19 protein-coding genes are annotated in these 16,717 nt (G+C 40.6%); 11 read left to right on the top strand and 8 right to left on the bottom strand.

The genetic code is table 11. The features are described 5' to 3' along the window. Positions 1 to 63 precede the first annotated feature (63 nt). The 3 genes from BMY50_RS05885 to BMY50_RS05875 form a co-directional block, all read right to left on the bottom strand. Positions 64 to 366 (bottom strand): GNAT family N-acetyltransferase, encoded by a 303-nt coding sequence (locus tag BMY50_RS05885; protein WP_093320143.1) that lies wholly within the window; start codon positions 364 to 366, stop codon positions 64 to 66. Further along, complete coding sequence (locus BMY50_RS05880) at positions 366 to 599, bottom strand: (4Fe-4S)-binding protein (protein ID WP_093320139.1); 234 nt, start codon at positions 597 to 599, stop codon at positions 366 to 368. Before BMY50_RS05880 ends, BMY50_RS05885 begins: the two co-directional genes overlap by 1 nt. 131 nt (positions 600 to 730) lie before the next feature. Continuing rightward, positions 731 to 1,315 (bottom strand): Crp/Fnr family transcriptional regulator, encoded by a 585-nt coding sequence (locus BMY50_RS05875; protein WP_093320134.1) that lies wholly within the window; start codon positions 1,313 to 1,315, stop codon positions 731 to 733. Positions 1,316 to 1,721: 406 nt separating this feature from the next. On the opposite strand from BMY50_RS05875, the gene BMY50_RS05870 reads away from it, so the two are divergent. The 8 genes from BMY50_RS05870 to BMY50_RS05830 all read left to right on the top strand — a co-directional run bounded on the left by BMY50_RS05870 (position 1,722) and on the right by BMY50_RS05830 (position 9,329). Then, positions 1,722 to 2,375, top strand: a complete 654-nt coding sequence (locus BMY50_RS05870) for a hydrolase (RefSeq protein WP_093320129.1) — start codon at positions 1,722 to 1,724, stop codon at positions 2,373 to 2,375. Between the two features lie 150 nt (positions 2,376 to 2,525). Then, positions 2,526 to 3,575, top strand: coding sequence for an LLM class flavin-dependent oxidoreductase (locus BMY50_RS05865; RefSeq protein WP_093320126.1), 1,050 nt, complete (start codon positions 2,526 to 2,528; stop codon positions 3,573 to 3,575). A 47-nt stretch (positions 3,576 to 3,622) separates the two neighbouring features. Next, positions 3,623 to 4,498, top strand: a complete 876-nt coding sequence (locus BMY50_RS05860; protein ID WP_093320123.1) for a pirin family protein — start codon at positions 3,623 to 3,625, stop codon at positions 4,496 to 4,498. Positions 4,499 to 4,516: 18 nt separating this feature from the next. After that, the gene (locus BMY50_RS05855; RefSeq protein WP_093320119.1) at positions 4,517 to 5,386 is read left to right on the top strand and encodes an alpha/beta fold hydrolase; all 870 of its coding nucleotides are present in this window, start codon (positions 4,517 to 4,519) and stop codon (positions 5,384 to 5,386) included. 65 nt (positions 5,387 to 5,451) lie between these two features. Beyond that, entirely contained in the window at positions 5,452 to 5,685 is a 234-nt protein-coding gene (locus BMY50_RS05850) for a (4Fe-4S)-binding protein (RefSeq protein WP_093320116.1), read from the top strand. Positions 5,686 to 5,987: 302 nt separating this feature from the next. Continuing rightward, the gene (locus BMY50_RS05840; protein ID WP_093320111.1) at positions 5,988 to 6,431 is read left to right on the top strand and encodes an OsmC family protein; all 444 of its coding nucleotides are present in this window, start codon (positions 5,988 to 5,990) and stop codon (positions 6,429 to 6,431) included. Next, the gene (locus tag BMY50_RS05835; protein ID WP_093320107.1) at positions 6,432 to 8,735 is read left to right on the top strand and encodes a cation:proton antiporter domain-containing protein; all 2,304 of its coding nucleotides are present in this window, start codon (positions 6,432 to 6,434) and stop codon (positions 8,733 to 8,735) included. Positions 8,736 to 8,831: 96 nt separating this feature from the next. Then, positions 8,832 to 9,329 carry a cupin domain-containing protein gene (locus tag BMY50_RS05830; RefSeq protein ID WP_093320103.1) on the top strand — a complete coding sequence of 166 codons (498 nt, stop codon included), beginning with the start codon at positions 8,832 to 8,834 and terminating at the stop codon, positions 9,327 to 9,329. A 58-nt stretch (positions 9,330 to 9,387) separates the two neighbouring features. Here the strand turns inward: BMY50_RS05830 and BMY50_RS05825 are convergent, their stop codons facing one another. The 3 genes from BMY50_RS05825 to BMY50_RS05815 form a co-directional block, all read right to left on the bottom strand. Next, positions 9,388 to 9,990, bottom strand: coding sequence for an outer membrane beta-barrel protein (locus BMY50_RS05825; RefSeq protein WP_093320100.1), 603 nt, complete (start codon positions 9,988 to 9,990; stop codon positions 9,388 to 9,390). Between the two features lie 387 nt (positions 9,991 to 10,377). Continuing rightward, a complete protein-coding gene (locus tag BMY50_RS05820; protein WP_093320097.1) occupies positions 10,378 to 11,826 on the bottom strand; it encodes an arylsulfatase B in 1,449 nt (482 codons plus the stop codon). Further along, positions 11,808 to 12,086, bottom strand: a complete 279-nt coding sequence (locus BMY50_RS05815) for an ORF6N domain-containing protein (RefSeq protein ID WP_093320092.1) — start codon at positions 12,084 to 12,086, stop codon at positions 11,808 to 11,810. The genes BMY50_RS05820 and BMY50_RS05815 overlap by 19 nt, the downstream gene beginning before the upstream one ends. A gap of 537 nt (positions 12,087 to 12,623) precedes the next feature. On the opposite strand from BMY50_RS05815, the gene rsgA reads away from it, so the two are divergent. From rsgA to BMY50_RS05795, 3 genes are all read left to right on the top strand, one after another. Further along, positions 12,624 to 13,676, top strand: coding sequence for a ribosome small subunit-dependent GTPase A (rsgA, locus tag BMY50_RS05805; RefSeq protein ID WP_093320081.1), 1,053 nt, complete (start codon positions 12,624 to 12,626; stop codon positions 13,674 to 13,676). A 201-nt stretch (positions 13,677 to 13,877) separates the two neighbouring features. Further along, complete coding sequence (locus BMY50_RS05800; RefSeq protein ID WP_093320076.1) at positions 13,878 to 14,183, top strand: ArsR/SmtB family transcription factor; 306 nt, start codon at positions 13,878 to 13,880, stop codon at positions 14,181 to 14,183. A gap of 43 nt (positions 14,184 to 14,226) precedes the next feature. Beyond that, on the top strand, positions 14,227 to 15,189 hold the full coding sequence (locus tag BMY50_RS05795; protein ID WP_093320072.1) for a zinc-binding dehydrogenase: 963 nt from the start codon (positions 14,227 to 14,229) through the stop codon (positions 15,187 to 15,189). A gap of 183 nt (positions 15,190 to 15,372) precedes the next feature. On the opposite strand, the gene BMY50_RS05790 is transcribed toward BMY50_RS05795, so the two are convergent. Continuing rightward, positions 15,373 to 15,642 (bottom strand): protein kinase family protein, encoded by a 270-nt coding sequence (locus BMY50_RS05790; RefSeq protein ID WP_093320067.1) that lies wholly within the window; start codon positions 15,640 to 15,642, stop codon positions 15,373 to 15,375. A gap of 366 nt (positions 15,643 to 16,008) precedes the next feature. Beyond that, positions 16,009 to 16,611 (bottom strand): DoxX family membrane protein, encoded by a 603-nt coding sequence (locus BMY50_RS05780; protein WP_093323624.1) that lies wholly within the window; start codon positions 16,609 to 16,611, stop codon positions 16,009 to 16,011. Between the last annotated feature and the right edge of the window lie 106 nt (positions 16,612 to 16,717).

The raw sequence follows: 16,717 nt of genomic DNA, 5'->3' as shown, positions 1-16,717 counted from the left end.
ACACCATTTTTCCATTGAATGGCGGTTCTGAATTTTTCGATGCCTAGGTTCCAAATACGTATTTCATGGATGCCAGTCTTTGAGCCATACATCCTCGTATTCGGCGGGGTGGCGCCTGAACTGTACACTCACGTAAGGACAAAGCGGTATGATTTTTAGACCTTTTTCTTTTGCATGGCTTACCAGCCGATCAAGCAGTAGCTTTGCGAAACCCCGGCCCTCGAAGGCAGGGGATACCTCGGTATGAAAGACCGTTAGCCTTCCGTCAGTGACGGCGATGTTCATTTTGCCGGCTTTGATCTCATCGGAAAAGAGCTGGATCTCACCGTAGGCACGACCCGTAAAAATCACTTCTGTACTTTCCATTATTCGTTCACTTTGTTAGTAGCAATATTATTTTGAATACTTAACGCTCCGGACGGGCATTTGGCAACCTGTTCGATCAGTTCCCGAGTAGTCGCATTCTCCGGCCGGATCCAGGGACGTGCTTTAGGGTCATAAACATTCGGCAGCGTACGTACGCAAACCGCCGAATGGCTACATACTTTCGGTTTCCAAAGAATTGTTATTTCCCCGTTCGGATATTCAAGTGTTTCCATATCGTTCTTTTCAATTGATATAAGTTGATACGCAAATATCCGTAACCAGGCTAAAAGAGAAAGATGATATTTATCAGAAAAAAAAGTAGATAAAAGTCTACTTTCTAATCTGTCTAAACTAAAATACCTTTTTATTTTAGATAGTGCTGGCGTTTGACGCGACTTAGCGTATCCTTATTAATACCGAGATAGGACGCGAGGATATGCTGTGGAAAACGTTTGTAAAGTTCAGGATAGCATTCTATAAAATCAGTATAACGCTTACTTGCGGTAGCGCTTATGGCGGAGGCTAGGCGCCGGTTGTTGGCCATATGATTGCGCTCGTCAAGTTGCTGTTTCATTTCACAAAACGCTGGAACCTTCTTCTGCAGATCAATAGCACCTTCTCTGGTGATATAAAGCAGTTCACAGTGCTCCCAGGCTTCAATATGGTACGGGCTTGGCAGGGACATCACAAAACTTTCCATATCACCCATCCACCAGTTTTCTACACCCAGCCGTACAATGTGTTCTATGCCTTTATCATCCACTGAATACATTCGCATTGCACCTTTTACGATAAATGCAAAATACTTACACTGGTCTCCGGCCTGCAGCATAAATTGTCTTTTCCTTAATTTCGATGGAATAAATGTTCGCCTAATCAAGGCCTTATCGTCTTCTGAAAGTGGTTCAGAACTGAATTTACCCAGATAGTCAAAAAAAGCGTCGTACATATCAGTCTCGCGTATCCTTTAAATATTAAATACTATGAATTGTTTAGGCAAATATAAAATTAAATGCAGACTCTTACTAGCATAGCGGGAGATAAGTCTGCCTAAGCGATTGATAAATTGACGCTTATGAATAGCGGCGCCCTCATTGTTTTTAATCTCCGCGCGTATGGAGGAAGAAATTAATAGACAAATATCTACTAATTTTTTCGACAAATATCATCTTTGAGATTTCTCCGGATCACGAACTTTGTTTCATTAACAAACACAACATATTATGAGATCCGGACTATGCTTTTCTTTCTATAATCGACCTAGCAAAAATCCTTTTGGCCATTCATCTTGCCAACAGTGTCTCTTACCTACATTGCAATTTTCTATTTAATAATTAACCATAAAAAACAACATCATGTCAAAAAATGTTAAAAGAGGCCTTGAGGCTTTGCTGCGTCCGGAAGACAGTATCGTCGTATTGATCGATCATCAGCCGTTTCAGTTCACTAATTTGAATAGCCATGAACCAACCATGGTTATCAACAATGTAGTTGGTCTTGCGAAAGCAGCAAAAGTTTTCAATGTACCAACTATCTTAACCACCGTCATTGAAGAGCGTGGTGGTTATATTATTAAAGGTCTTCAGGATGTCTTTCCTGATCAAAAACCAATTAACAGAACATTTATTAACACCTGGGAGGACCCCAAAGTTACTGACATAGTCAAAGAAAGCGGTCGTAAACAATTGATCATAGCAGGGCTATGGACAGAAATCTGTGTTGCCATGCCTGCGATCCAGGCAGTAGGTGAAGACTATGATGTATTTGTTGTTACAGATGCTAGCGGTTCCACCTCATCAGAAGCGCATGATATGGCTGTGCGTCGTATGGTTCAGGCGGGTATAGTACCGATCAATTGGATAGCCGTAGTTTCTGAATGGCAACGTGACTGGGCACGTACTGAAACAGCTGCTCAGTTGTCTGACGTTTTGTTTGACCACGGTGGGGCAAGTGGTGTTGCTTTAGCTTGGGAACTACAGTTATTGAATACACCTGTTCCGGCACAATAAGCAAAGTCACCAACAAAGCAACATCCTGCGTGATCTCAGGATGTTGCTATTGTTTATCCATCACCACAATCACTAACCTTAACCAATATATTGTTAACACACCGTTAAGGGACCTGAATATGGTAAATTATTAAAAATAGAGCTTTTATTATGGAAATAGGCATAGATAGTTTTGCTTCGGCAATGTATGGAAGCAATAACCTGGGCAGTGAAGATGCCATGGAACAGTTGCTGGAAAGAATAGTTGCGGCAGATGAGGCCGGTCATGATTTTTTCGGTATCGGCGAACATCATAAAAAAGAATTCCTGGACTCTGTTCCTGCGATGATACTTGCAGCTGCGGCGGCCCGTACCAAAAAGATCCGGTTGACAAGCGCCGTGACCGTACTAAGTACTTCAGACCCTGTCAGCGTATATCAACAATTCGCAACATTAGATATTATTTCGAAAGGTCGCGCTGAGATGGTAGCTGGACGAGGTTCTGCTACAGAAGCATTTCCGTTGTTCGGGTATAACCTGAATGATTATGACGCCCTGTTCAAAGAGAAATTAAAGTTGCTGATACAGATTAGGGACGAAGAATTTGTCACCTGGTCGGGTAAGTTCAGACCAGCATTGAAAAATCAGCCGGTATATCCACGCCCGCTTCAGGAAAAGTTACCTGTTTGGGTAGGCGCTGGCGGCACGCCGCAATCCTTTGTACGTGCAGGGATGCTGGGCCTTCCCTTAATGGTAGCCATCATCGGTGGCGAGACCGAGCGCTTCCGGCCGCTGGTAGACCTTTACAGAAAGTCAGGGGAGGAGGCAGGCTTTAAGCCGGAGGAACTGAAGGTGGGACTGCACTCACCGGGCTACGTCGGCGAAACCGACCAGTCAGCGATTGCTGACTATTATCCGGGATATAAAGAATCATGGACCAAAATAGGGCGTGAGCGCGGCTGGCCGCCTGTTACTAAAAGCCAGTTCGACGATATGATCTCCCCAAAGGGTGTCCTTGTAGTCGGCGGGCCAGACACAGTAGCCGAAAAGCTATTGTGCCATAGCGAAGCCCTGGGCGGTGTAGACCGTTTTGCGTTTCAGATGGACATGGCGGGCCTTACTCATCAGCAGTTAATGCGAACTATTGAGCTAATAGGCACCAAAGTGATTCCACAGATCAGACAGAACAATCGACAAAAGGAAACGACAGATTTTCCATAAAGATCACCCTAAATATTATTTACCGCAAGACAGTAAGTTTTATACAGATGAAAAAGAAAAGCAGTTTTTCCACCCAGGGACAAAGAGCAGATATCGGCGACCTGGTTATATATCGCATGCTGGCAAACAGGTATGCCGATGCGGTCGGCCCGTTCGTATTCTTAGATCATATCGTTCCAAGAATCCAAACAAAGATCAATAAAGAAGGCACCGGCGCGCATCCGCACCGTGGCATCGCCACATTGACCTATATTCTTCATGGCGAGGACGAGCACTTTGACAGTGCCGGGAACTATGCTAGGGTACATTCCGGTGGCGTTCAATGGATGAATGCCGGCAACGGGATCATCCATGATGAAACACTGAACCATGACTCCAAGACGGATTCTAAGCTTGTCCATGCTTTACAATTCTGGATAAATCTGCCATCAAATATCAAAGCCGAAAAGCCAGCATATTTAGCGATTCAAGGTGATGAAGTCCCACAAAAAAGATTGCCGAATGATGGTGGCTGGATAAAAGTAATCGTTGGTAATTACGAAAACCTAGCGTCCAAAATACCAAATTATTCGGAGCAGTTTTTATATCATATCCATGTTGAAGCAGGTGAAAATGTTACTATTTCCATTGACGAAAAAATTGAAGTTGCAGCCTTTTTACCCGTTAAGAACACAATACTTAACGATGCCGAATTTCAAGCAGGAGACTTTATAGAATTTGATAGAAGCGCTGGTGAAATAGTAATCGAAAATAAATTGCAGGAAGCTACGGATATCATGCTATTTGGTGGAGAGTCTTATACGGAGCCAATTGTGGCTGAGGGACCTTTTGTGATGAATAACTCATCCGAAATAGCGGAAGCTTACCGCGACTTTTATGCAGGGAAATACGGTAAAATCAATGATCAAAAAGGAAGAATATAAATTTAAAATAAAGACGAAATGGATAATAAAGAAATCACATATACAGATCATGCAGCTTCATTCGGAAGAGAAGAATACATTGCGGTAGCCGAAAATGTCAAGTTACACGTGACGGATTTAGGCCAGGGAAAACCTGTGGTTTTGATTCACGGCTGGCCATTAAGCGACGCGATGTATGAATATCAGTATCAATTTTTAGTGGATAAAGGTTACAGGGTAATAGGCATTACGCTGCGTGGTTTTGGAAAGTCCGACAAGCCTTATGGCGCTTATAATTACGATGTGTATGCCCATGACATCAAGATTGTGTTGGAAAAATTGGATCTTAAAGATGCCACATTGGGTGGCTTCTCCATGGGTGGCGCCATAGCCATACATTATATAGCAACATATAATAGCGCTAAGGTAAGCAGACTCGTATTATTCGGTGCAGCGGCACCCATCTGGACCAAACGCAACGATTATAACTATGGCTTTACCAAAGAAGCTGTGGATGATCTGATCGCATTGAGCAAGGTTAACAGACCACAGCTTTTAGAAAATTTTGGTAAAATATTCGGAGCAAGTGAAACGGCCTTGCCAGCAGGTATTGCAAATTGGTTAGGAGGTATTAATATAGAGGCATCTCCTTATGCCACTACACAAAGTTTAATCGCCTTGAGAGATACCGATTTAAGAGATGAGCTTTCAAAAATAAATATCCCAACAGCCATTTTCCACGGAAGCAAAGACCTTATTTGTGAATTTGCCCTCGCCGAACAAATGCATCAGGGAATTAAAAACTCCTACATCGTAAAATTTGAAAACAGTGGCCATGGCCTGTTTATCGAAGAATTGGAAAAATTTAACACAGCATTATTGGCCTTTTTACAACGTCCCATAATTTAAAGATTTGATGGGGCATTACATTAACATTATTAAAAACGGGGAATCAATTTCAGAAAGGAATCATTATGGAAACACACGAATATTCAAACGGAGAAATTACCATTCTTTGGAAACCAAAATTATGCATTCACGCGGCAGTTTGTGTACATACTTTATCAAAAGTATATAATCCCAAAGCACGTCCGTGGATAAAAGTTGAGAATGCCACCACACTGGAACTTCTTGACCAAGTTGCAAAATGTCCATCAGGAGCATTAAGCATTAAGAAAGATGCTTCAGTGAAAGAAGTGGTTGAATAATGGAAAACACAAAAGTAGTTTTTAAAGACAATACCGCTTTGCCCCTATGTTCGGGCACAATTCAAACGGCATCCTGAAGATTATGCAGATCTCTGGTACAAAAAAAATGAGGCATAATAAAAATGTATGAACCCGATATGATTAACCCACCAATTGACGGATCATTGATGCCTTAAACAACAAGCATAACATCAATAAAAGCAAAAAATAATAGATGAAACCTACCCTGTCAGCGCCGAAAGCAAAAAAGGCGATGAAAGTGCAGGTTCCATGAGGCCATTGAAAGAACAAATAATTTTCGAATGAATTATATTCTAGAGACCCCCATAAAAGGAACGATAGGTATCCACAAATACAAAACAGCTATTCATTGGAGAAATGGCGTATTGATCACCGATGAACCTGAAAAATTAGGTGGAAAAGATTTAGGCCCCGATCCTTATACACTTTTATTATCATCTTTGGTTGCCTGTACATTAGCGACATTAAAGATGTATATCGATCATAAAGGTTTGGGTATCTCAGAAATAGAGATTGCTGCCAATCTATTCCATAAGATAGAAAACCAAGAAATAGTAACACACATCGAACGAAAGATCGAATTTAGGGAACAGCTGGATCCGGAAGTACAACAAAGACTACTGAGGGTGGCCGAAAAATGTCCCATCTCAAAAATGCTAAAAGGAAATATCAATATCTCAACCGAATTCAATAACATCTCAACAGTAAACAATACAAAAATATAGATGGCTCATTTACCCGAACTGATACAAGATATGGCGCTGATCCTCCTGGTAGGCGCATTGGTTACCATTCTTTTTAAACGTATTAAGCAGCCCCTGGTTCTGGGTTATATCATTGCAGGCTTTCTGGTGGGGCCGCATTTCAGTTACCTGCCCACCATCGCTGATCACGAAAACGTAGAGACTTTTGCGGAGATCGGTGTTATCATGCTGCTGTTCAGTTTAGGTTTAGAATTCAGTTTTAAAAAATTGGTGAAAGTAGGTGGCCCGGCATCCATTACGGCAGTTACCGAAATTATATTTGTAGGTTTGGGCGGCTATCTTACCGGCTATTTGCTGGGTTGGAGTCAGATGGACAGTCTCTTTCTTGCGGGTATGTTGGCAAGCTCTTCCACCACCATTATTCTGCGGGCTTTTGATGAACTGGGTTTAAAACCCAAACAGTTTGCCAAGGTAGTTTTCGGTGTATTGGTGGTAGAAGATATTATTGTCATCCTGCTGATGGTATTGCTATCAACCGTTGCCGTAACACAGACCTTTCACGGATCAGAAATCCTTTTCACCGTACTTAAATTGGGTTTCTTTCTGGTGTTATGGTTTTTAGTAGGCATCTATCTGCTCCCGGTATTTATAAAAAAGACCAAAAAATGGATGGACGAAGAAACGGTGCTCATTCTTGCAATAGGACTTTGTTTCGGCATGGTGCTGTTGGCTACGCAGGTGGGGTTTTCTGCCGAATTAGGTGCTTTTGTAATGGGTTCTTTAATAGCAGAGACTGTACTGGCAGAAAAGATCGAACACCTTACACAACCGATCAAACAATTTTTCGGCACCATATTCTTTGTATCCGTGGGTATGATGATCGATCCACAGGCGATGTACAGGTATGCAGGTCCCATATTGGCCATTACCTTACTCACCATCGTAGGGAAATTTTTCTTCAGTGGGCTAGGAGCCCTGATTTCCGGACAACCTTTAAAACAAGCTGTACAGATAGGTTCCAGTATGGCCCAGATTGGTGAGTTTGCTTTTATCGTTGCCGCTTTAGGCTTGTCTTTAGGCGTCATATCCGAATTTCTGTTTCCTATTGCCGTAGGAGTATCAGCAATCACGACGTTTACCACACCCTATCTAATTAAATTTTCAGAACCTTTATACAGCAGGATTGTAAACGTACTTCCGGCAAAATGGGTAGCCCGGTTAGATGTCTATACTTCCGAAACACAGAAAAATAAAGACAATTCGCTTTGGAAAAAAATGCTGCAGGAATATAATAGCATCCTGATCACCAATAGCATTATACTCGTTGCCATTACGCTGCTATTCAAATATACATTCATTCCGTTTTTGAATACGCAAATAGAAAGCGTACTCTGGCGAAATGTGGTGTTGATAAGCGCAGCGACCTTGCTGGCATCCCCTTTCCTATGGGCCATCCTGATCAAAAAAGTTAAATTAAAAGAAGGCAATGACGCTGCCAATTCGTATTACCTGAATTATTCGGTAACGGGTATCTCCCTTCACGCTGTCCGGTATCTTCTGGGAATATTTCTTATAGGTTTCTTTATCGATCAGATCACTACCACCAAATATGCGCTGATGGTTGCTGTTCCGGTAATTGTAGCATTGCTTTGGTTGTTCTCAGACAAGGTTCAGCAGATTCACCAGCGAATAGAGCAACGGTTCATATCGAACCTGAACGAAAGAGAACGGCTTGCATACATTCAAAATAAAGGAAGTATAGAGCTACAACACAAAAATGAGGAAGCAAAGAAGCACTTCCAGGAATGGAATGCTTACGTAACAGAACTGGAAGCAGTCGATACCATTTTATTTGCAGGAATGACTTTGTACGAACTTAACTGGAAAGAGCAGTACGGGATACATATTGTGTATATACGCAGAAACGACAGAACCATTCATCTGCCAAACGGAAAACAGCGGATATTGCCTTCCGACAAAGTGGGTATATTGGGGACCGACGAACAGATTTCCCGATTAAAAGTTGTGTTTGACCAAACAGTCCGGCAAGCGGACAATGAAGAAGACATAGACATCAATGATATCCAGCTTATTAAAGTACAGGTTATGGAAGCCAGCCCCTATTCTGGTAAAACGATAAAAACCTCCGGGATCCAGAAAGACCTTCGTAGCCATGTAGTGGGTATTGAAAGAACAGGAAACCGCATGCTCAACCCAGGTTCATCAGAAACCATCTTCGCTAATGATATTGTATGGCTCGTTGGCGATACACATAGAATAAAAGCCTGTTTAGAAAATCATCAAGAGAATTTTCTAGAGGTATGACCGTTAACTCGCTATCAAAACGAATGCTTTTTATGCTAGACTTAAATAAAACCGTCGAAAAAAGTATTTTTACATCAGCATATTACTAAAAACAAAATGAGCATGAATTCAACGCAAGCAGATTACTGGATAAAGCATTTAAGATTAAAACCGCATCCAGAAGGAGGGTATTACAATGAAGTATTCCGCTCTGAGCAGCAGGTAACACGAGAGGGAGAAAGTCAACTAAAAAATTCATGTACGTCAATCCACTACCTGCTGCAAAATGCCGATTTTTCCAGTTTTCATAAACTTCAATCGGATGAAATATGGTATTTTCATGTAGGCTCCCCCCTTCATATACATATACTCAAGCCAGATGGTCAATATGAATGGAAGGAACTTTCCATTAATGAAACCGGATCACTATCTGTAGTCATAGAAGCCGGAACGTGGTTTGCTGCAGAAATTCCATCCCGCCTTGGTTTTTCTCTTTCAAGCTGCGTGGTTGCTCCTGGATTTGAATTCTCGGAGTTCGAGCTTGGAGAAAAAGAAAAGCTACTTGAGATATATCCCACTCAGGCAGAACTTATCGAAAGACTTTGTCTAAAATAACCCTCGTGAATTAAAGCGTAGTATGTTTTCATAACAGTAATCTTCAAACTTTTGAGATTTAGAGCCGGCCCAGCCTATAAGCCAACACGAGATTAGCAATGCCTTTATAGCCGTAACCAAGGTTTAGAGAGATGCTAAATGGATGGCCATAGCTAATGCCAATAGCATCAACCTGATAGGCAAAATCGGTAGTTTTATCCTTTTCTATGATTACATCGTCTTGAGTAGAACTCCGAGCGTGCGCAACGCCAGCACCAAGGCCTGAATGTAATCTAAAATTTTCATGATTAATGTAATTATATTTGAGTTCGGCTAACACCGCATAAGTGTTAGTCGATACACTGCCTGCCTTAGTGGATTCGCTTAAAAGATCTTTGCTGGAATTTTCATAAACAAACGTTCCACCAAACTCCAGCTTTTTAGTTATATATGCTCTATATCCTCCGAAAATTGCACCTGAATATTTAGAATCGGCCACCTTATATGCCCCTCCCGTAGCAGTTGTTATGACAATATCCGTAATGACGTCCTCTATTGAATTAGCCGTTGCAACACCATATCCTAGATAGAAAGTGCCACCACCTTGGGCAAAGCTATTTCTCGTAAAACAGACTAGTAAAAATAAAATAGCTACAAATAATTTGGTAGAAAAATTCTTCATGATAATTGTTTTAAGGATTGTTGTAAATTTATAATTAATAATACATGTATATAATACTTGGTAATCAAATGCGAATATAACCTAGACGTGACAACCTAAAATAATAAAAGAATTCTCAAAGTATAAACCTTTTACACGAACAGCCCTTCACCTTACACAGAAAATGTTTTACCAAAATAAACAAGCAATAAAATCTGTCAATTTATTTCGTCTATAGATATCTATTATTAACAATTGAATAGCATAGCCGACAATCAAGATGTCCGCGATGATGGGGATTACACTAAAACTACGGCTATCGAAACCTTGTTCAAATTTTTACGGTATTTTCAGTTGTTGCTTTAATAAATGAGTATATTTTAGAAGCAAAAGCTATAAAAGATTGACTTAGTCTTTTAACTGCCAATTTCTTGGTGCAATAAAACCCTTTCTGCCCTGCTCATATGCAGGCACCGTTTTATCGGCCTTAATGGCTTTATATGGACGAAGGGCGTGTTTGAGCTTGTTGTATTGCATCGCTGCCTCTGTGCTCACATCATTTGCTTCGATTGAATCTTTTTCGATATGGAAAAACTGGTCTTTCGTCAATTTCATCCTCGGGTTTTCATCAGATGCTTCAACCAATTTCCAATCCCGGTTGACGATCGCGCCCGCGCCTAAAAAAAAGTTCCGATCGATTTGTTGGTTACTGTCTTTTAAGACGGGAAGTACGTTTATACCATCCAAAGGTTTTTTATGTGTAACGTTGGCGCCTGCTGCCGCTAACATTGTTGGCAGGATATCAATAAATCCCATGACCTGATTACTAGCGTAGCCACCCTTGAAACCATCTGGCCATTTGATGATAGCAGGAGCACGTACACCACCTTCCCATTCGGTGAACTTTGTGCCTCTTAATACACCACTTGAACCACCCTCCCCAGGAGCAGCACCATTATCACTGGCAAATAAAACAATCGTATTATGCGCTATTTTTAAATCTTCAAGGGTTTGTAAAATACGACCAATATTGTTGTCCAGATTGCTAACCATGGCTTCATACGTTTGTCTTTTAGTGTTTCCCCTCCCTTGGTTGCCGTTTCCAGAAGCTTGTTTAAATCCTGGTTTATTTTTGTCATAGCCATATCGTAATAAATCTTCTTTTTTGGCTTGCAAAGGACTATGAGGGGCATTAAACGCGATATATAAGAAAAAGGGTGATTCACTGCTATATGTGGTAATGTTCTTGATGGCTTCTTTAGCAATTAGGTCTGTTGCGTATCCTTTATCATGACTTGGCTCAAGGTCATGATGCCAATCCAGCTCGCCTTCCCGTTCGTGCGTGAAATAATCAATTGCGCCGTTGAGGTGACCGTAAAAATGGGTAAATCCCCTGCTAAGGGGATGGTATTGCCGAGAGGCGTGTCCAAGATGCCATTTACCAAGAATAGCCCGGTGCTTATAACCTGCGTTTGCAAGCAATTGCGGTAAAAATACTTCGCTGGTATCGACACCAAATTGTGACCAAGGAGGAATAACCGTGCTTCTTAAGCCGTAACGATCGGGATAGCGTCCTGTCAATAGCCCTGCTCTAGTAGGCGAGCAGATCGCTGCTGTATAGAACCTGTTCAGTAAAATTCCCTCTCGCGATAAACGATCTATATGGGGTGTTTTGATCGAACCACCGTGATAGCCTACATCACCCCAGCCGAGATCGTCAGCAAGTATGATGATAATATTGGGTGCTACGTACTGTTTTTTAGAAGCTATACTTGCTGAGGTACCTTTTAAAAGCACAATAGATGAGAAAATTCCAGCAATGAGAACCGTAAAAAAAATTAATAGATATTTTTGCATGTTCTTCCTCTACCTTTTTTTGATACCGCAATTTGCGATGTCAAAGATTGCCATTCTTCATCTGTTAATTGGAACATAATGTCTTCAGGAGACCTATTCCTATTACGCTTAACTTGTTCGTTAAGTCTAAATGTTGGTACTCCGTATAACGCTGCCAAATCGCTATTCAGCATCATTTTCTGTTCTCGAATGAGATATATTTTACTGAAGACTTCATTAGGTATAACGGATGCATTGTTAACAGATGCTGATTTTGTCATTGATCTCGGGTTTAGTCGTTATTACAATTACAGTACACTGTTTAATTTATGGCTATTGATTTGTTGAAAATCAAAAATACTAAAAGAATTAGAATATTAAAACAAACAATGTCAGCTTTTAATGTAAACTTCCCACAATTACCTGTAAATAATAAAACGCTTAATTACATTAATACTGTCAAATTCAAACAGTTCAGCTATACCGAAGAAATCAAAATAAAAGATTAACTAAATAAGATAGGAGAGAAGCCTTTGCTAGTAGCGACTTCTTAGGCGACATGGGAAGGAAATTATGAGCACTACTTTTTCCGAAATATACAGGTTGCTGTACGTTTTATTTTTAGTACTTTTGCCTTTATGCAAAAACAAGTATTCACATATTATAGTTTAGCTACGGGAATTGTTGCCTAATTCTGGGTGTTTTGTTCCTATAGTTTCCTTTCGGGTAGTAGTGTACTATCTGTGGGTTTTGTAGTGAGCAAACTAGTCAGATAAGAGAATTAAGCAATTTTATTTCACCACTTTAACTTAAAAATAGTGAATAACTTAACATTATATGGTTGGAACGAAAGCCTGTTCCAGCTTAAACAAACTTCACCATACAAACATCTTTTTCATGGTCGTGTTTCGACGGTAAACAAAACCAATTATGAAGTCGTAACAGCATGCGGCTTGTTGTTATGCGAGCTGAGCGGCAATTTGCTTTACGGAAGGCCATCATTTGAACTGCCTTGCACCGGAGACTGGATCATTTATCAACCTTTTGATGATAATAAAGGTTTAATCGTTGATATTTTGCCACGCAAACATACACTGTATCGAAGAAAGGCCGGTGCTGTATCTGAAAAACAGGCTATTGCCACGCATATAGAGAAGGCATTTATTGTACAGAGCCTAGATGCCAATTTCAATGCACAACGAACAGAACGTTTTATGGTTCAGGCATTGGAAGAGGATATTGAGCCGGTTCTAATTTTAACTAAAGCCGACCTTGAGTTTAGTAACCATCAGGTAGAAGAGGCGCTGAAACATCTTACCCGGCAGGTAACCATTTTTTATACCAGTATTTTGTCTCCTGAGACAATACTCCCACTCAGAAAATTTGTTAAGGTAGGTGAGTCAATAGTTCTTGTGGGCTCATCAGGTGTGGGAAAGAGCTCTTTAATCAATGCGCTGTGCGAACGCCAGATATTGTTAACATCAGAAATAAGTAGCTCTTCGGGCAAAGGTCGGCATACATCAACACGAAGAGAAATGGTGCTGATGGATGGTAGTGGTGTATTAATAGATACTCCAGGGGTTAGAGAATTTGGGTTAGCTGCGGACAATCCTGAAGCATTGGCAGATATGTTCGATGTTACCGATTTTGCAAAGTCCTGTCGTTATGGTGACTGCAGTCATGTTAATGAACCTGGTTGTGCTGTGGTAGCAGCTGTAAACAATGGCCTTTTAGAAGAGCACATCTATCGTAGTTACCTTAAGTTGCGTAAGGAAGCCTGGTATTTTTCAAAATCCGAACATGAAAAGCGCAAAAGGGATAAGTCTTTTTCGCGAATTGCAAAGGATGCACAGAGAAATAAAAGAAGGTAGTTTACCTATTATCACAATGATATACTGGTTTCAATAACTGCCAGGAAAAGAGAGCCGGGATTAGATTTTCCGGCTCTCTCTATATAGCCATAGCGCAGCAGCATAAGTGTAACAAATCATTATAAGAAATACAAAGCCGTACCAAATTCGATGAGTATAATTTAATTTCGTAATTTCGGTAAATATCGATATATTTGCATCATGGAATTAATTATGGTTTTCAAGGCACTCAGTAATCAGACCAGAATAAACATACTTGTTTGGCTCAAGCAGCCTCACCTTCACTTTCCAGCTGATGAATTGAAGGACTATGATCCTAATCTTGGTGTTTGTGTAAGCGACATTAAGACAAAGGCCGGTCTATCTGCATCTACCACATCAGACTACCTGAGCATTTTACAAAAATGCGGACTGTTAGAAGCTACCCGCGTTGGCCAGTGGACATACTTTAAACGTAATGAAGGGGCAATTGAGACCCTAAACAAATTAATCAAGAAAGCATTCTAATTTTTTTAATTTATAATTTCGGAATTAAGCGAAATATCTAATCATGAAAGCAATTTTAATCAACAATTACGGAGGGCCTGATGTCCTCCAGTTAACGGAAGTGAATACTCCTTACATAACAGATCCCTCCCAGGTGCTCGTGAAGGTAAGGGCTACCTCAGTGAATCCACTCGACTACCAGGTAAGACGAGGAGATTACGCCTCGACGTTTGATCTACCAATTATAACTGGGCACGACATTTCAGGCGAAGTTATTGCCGTGGGTGAAACAGTGAAAAAATGGCGGCCAGGTGATAAAGTCTATTATTCTCCGCGCTTTGGCGGCCAGGGTAGTTACGCTGAGTACCACCTTACAGACGAAACCTCACTATCCAAGATGCCCTCTAATCTTAGCTTCGAGGAAGCTGCTGCTGTCCCCCTTATTGGAGGAACGGTATGGGAAATGCTTGTGGCGCGGGCTAATTTAAAAAAGGGAGATACTATTCTCATCCTCGGAGGCGCGGGTGGTGTTGGAACATTGGCAATACAGATTGCTAAATCACTGGGAGCTTTTGTGTACACAACAGGACAAAGCCTTTTACATGAGCAACTGCAACATCTTGGAGCCGATGTAGTTATTGACCATCATAGAAAAAACATCATTGAAGAGATACAGGCTCATACCAAGGGCAAAGGTGTGGATGTTATTATTGATACCGTTGGGGGTAGCACACTTTCAGACAGCCCCCTTGCTCTGGCTAATTACGGTAGAGTTGTAACACTGGTTGATATTGCTCAGCCCCAAAACCTAATCCATGCCTGGGAAAAAAATGCTACCTATCATTTCGTTTTCACGCGACAAAGCAGAGATGAACTCCATCATATTACCAAATTGATTGAAACCGGGCATGTGAAGCCGGTCATAGATAGTGTCTATCCAATTGAAGAAGTAAAAAATGCTCACCAAAGAATAGAGGATGCGAAACGAGAGAGACCTCTACTTGGTAAAATTGTATTGGCACTGTAAAAACGTGTTCGATTTTGCTTGATAGCTCAGAAAGATGGAAGGAACCAAACTTAGATAAAATTCCTTTTATATGCAATATAATAACATTGCATATAAAAGGAATTTTTCGGTCTCTCCTCTGCCATTTGGAGCTTATTTTATAGAGGAAATGTAGCGTCAGCTGGTTGCCTGCCGCCAAATCAATCATCGTTTTGGCGGTTCCACTTCCATGCAAAAGGGGGCTAAAATCTCATTGAATAGACTTGCGTGCACCAGATAAAAGTCTTCAACCGTATATTTAGGGCTTGGTTTGTCCTGTTCCCAGATATAATTGCCTCTTGATTGGTTCTCTTTGCACACCGTGTTGGCAATATCTCTATATTGGTATGCATTGGTCATGTGTACGTTATGCTCTATTATGCGGCCATTCTTGCAGATGAACGACATTTTCCTGATTTTATATGGCTTTTTCATGTATTTTTATTTTGGCTAAATTACTAAAATTATTAGTAATAAATGCAGGCCTTGATTCTAGATATATATATTTTCTCTAATATTTGTGAAATATTGATAACTTCATTAAATCCTGTGTTACCTGATTTATCTCCTTTCAGCAGTGTTATCTGATGCGCCTGCCAAATAGCTAAATGATTTAGGATTTGCCAGATCGTTTGCGGCATTCCATTGATCATTTTGTTAACTTTCAACCGTCAGATTTTCAAACACTTTAAAAGTTTCAAACGATTCTGAAAAGATATTTTGATAATTCATAAGTATAATCCATTCGTTGAAAAACTGGAAATAGGTAAAAGTTTCTTCACACTTTCTAAACTATATACTTCAAAAGAGCGATTTAATAGCATTCCAGAAAGATTGAGGGTGTGTTGCGGCGAAATACATCATTTTCAAGACAGCTGGCGCTAATTCCAATATTGGGATAAGTACAAAGACTAGAAGATAAGTAACTGTTCCGTGATTCGCATACTGTAAGGGCTTTATGCTTGAGATTGTTCTCCAAGCCGGAACAATGTCTTTTTTGTAGTAAAGCAATAAAAGCCCAATGTAGCATAAATAAGCGGTTAATCTGAAGCCAAAAGCTAGTTTAAAACCATAAGGCATAATCGTTAGATCGATAATCAAGATGTTCGCGATGATGGGTATAAGCATTAAAGCACCTATAACCATCGTCCTATTGTAAAGTAACATTAGGGCGGCTGCAATCTGAGAGACAGCTATGAATATCTTGAAAGGTTGATGATCAAAGAGGTACCAAGCAACTTTAAACAGGCTGAGATCTTTTATTGGCGTGGCCAGTTCCATTTCAGTAAGGTTTCCGAACTGTCCACCAAACAATTTTCCAGTTCCGTATGAAATAAAAATGATTGCCAACAAAAAACGTATTGACAAGATGGTGAGGTCTATGAGTTGCCCTTTTTTAATCATTGGTGTCGGTTTAGTAAGTGGTTCATTATGATTTTTTATAAAAGATGCGGATTCTAATGAAATTCCATAAGCTATCAGATCAACCATACTAATTTGCATTCAACTC

Origin of the sequence: Olivibacter domesticus, from assembly GCF_900109575.1 — a bacterium.
In the GTDB taxonomy this organism is placed as follows: domain Bacteria; phylum Bacteroidota; class Bacteroidia; order Sphingobacteriales; family Sphingobacteriaceae; genus Olivibacter; species Olivibacter domesticus.
The sequence above is the reverse complement of the archived record's forward strand: the minus strand, read 5'-3'. Positions and strand labels throughout refer to the sequence as shown.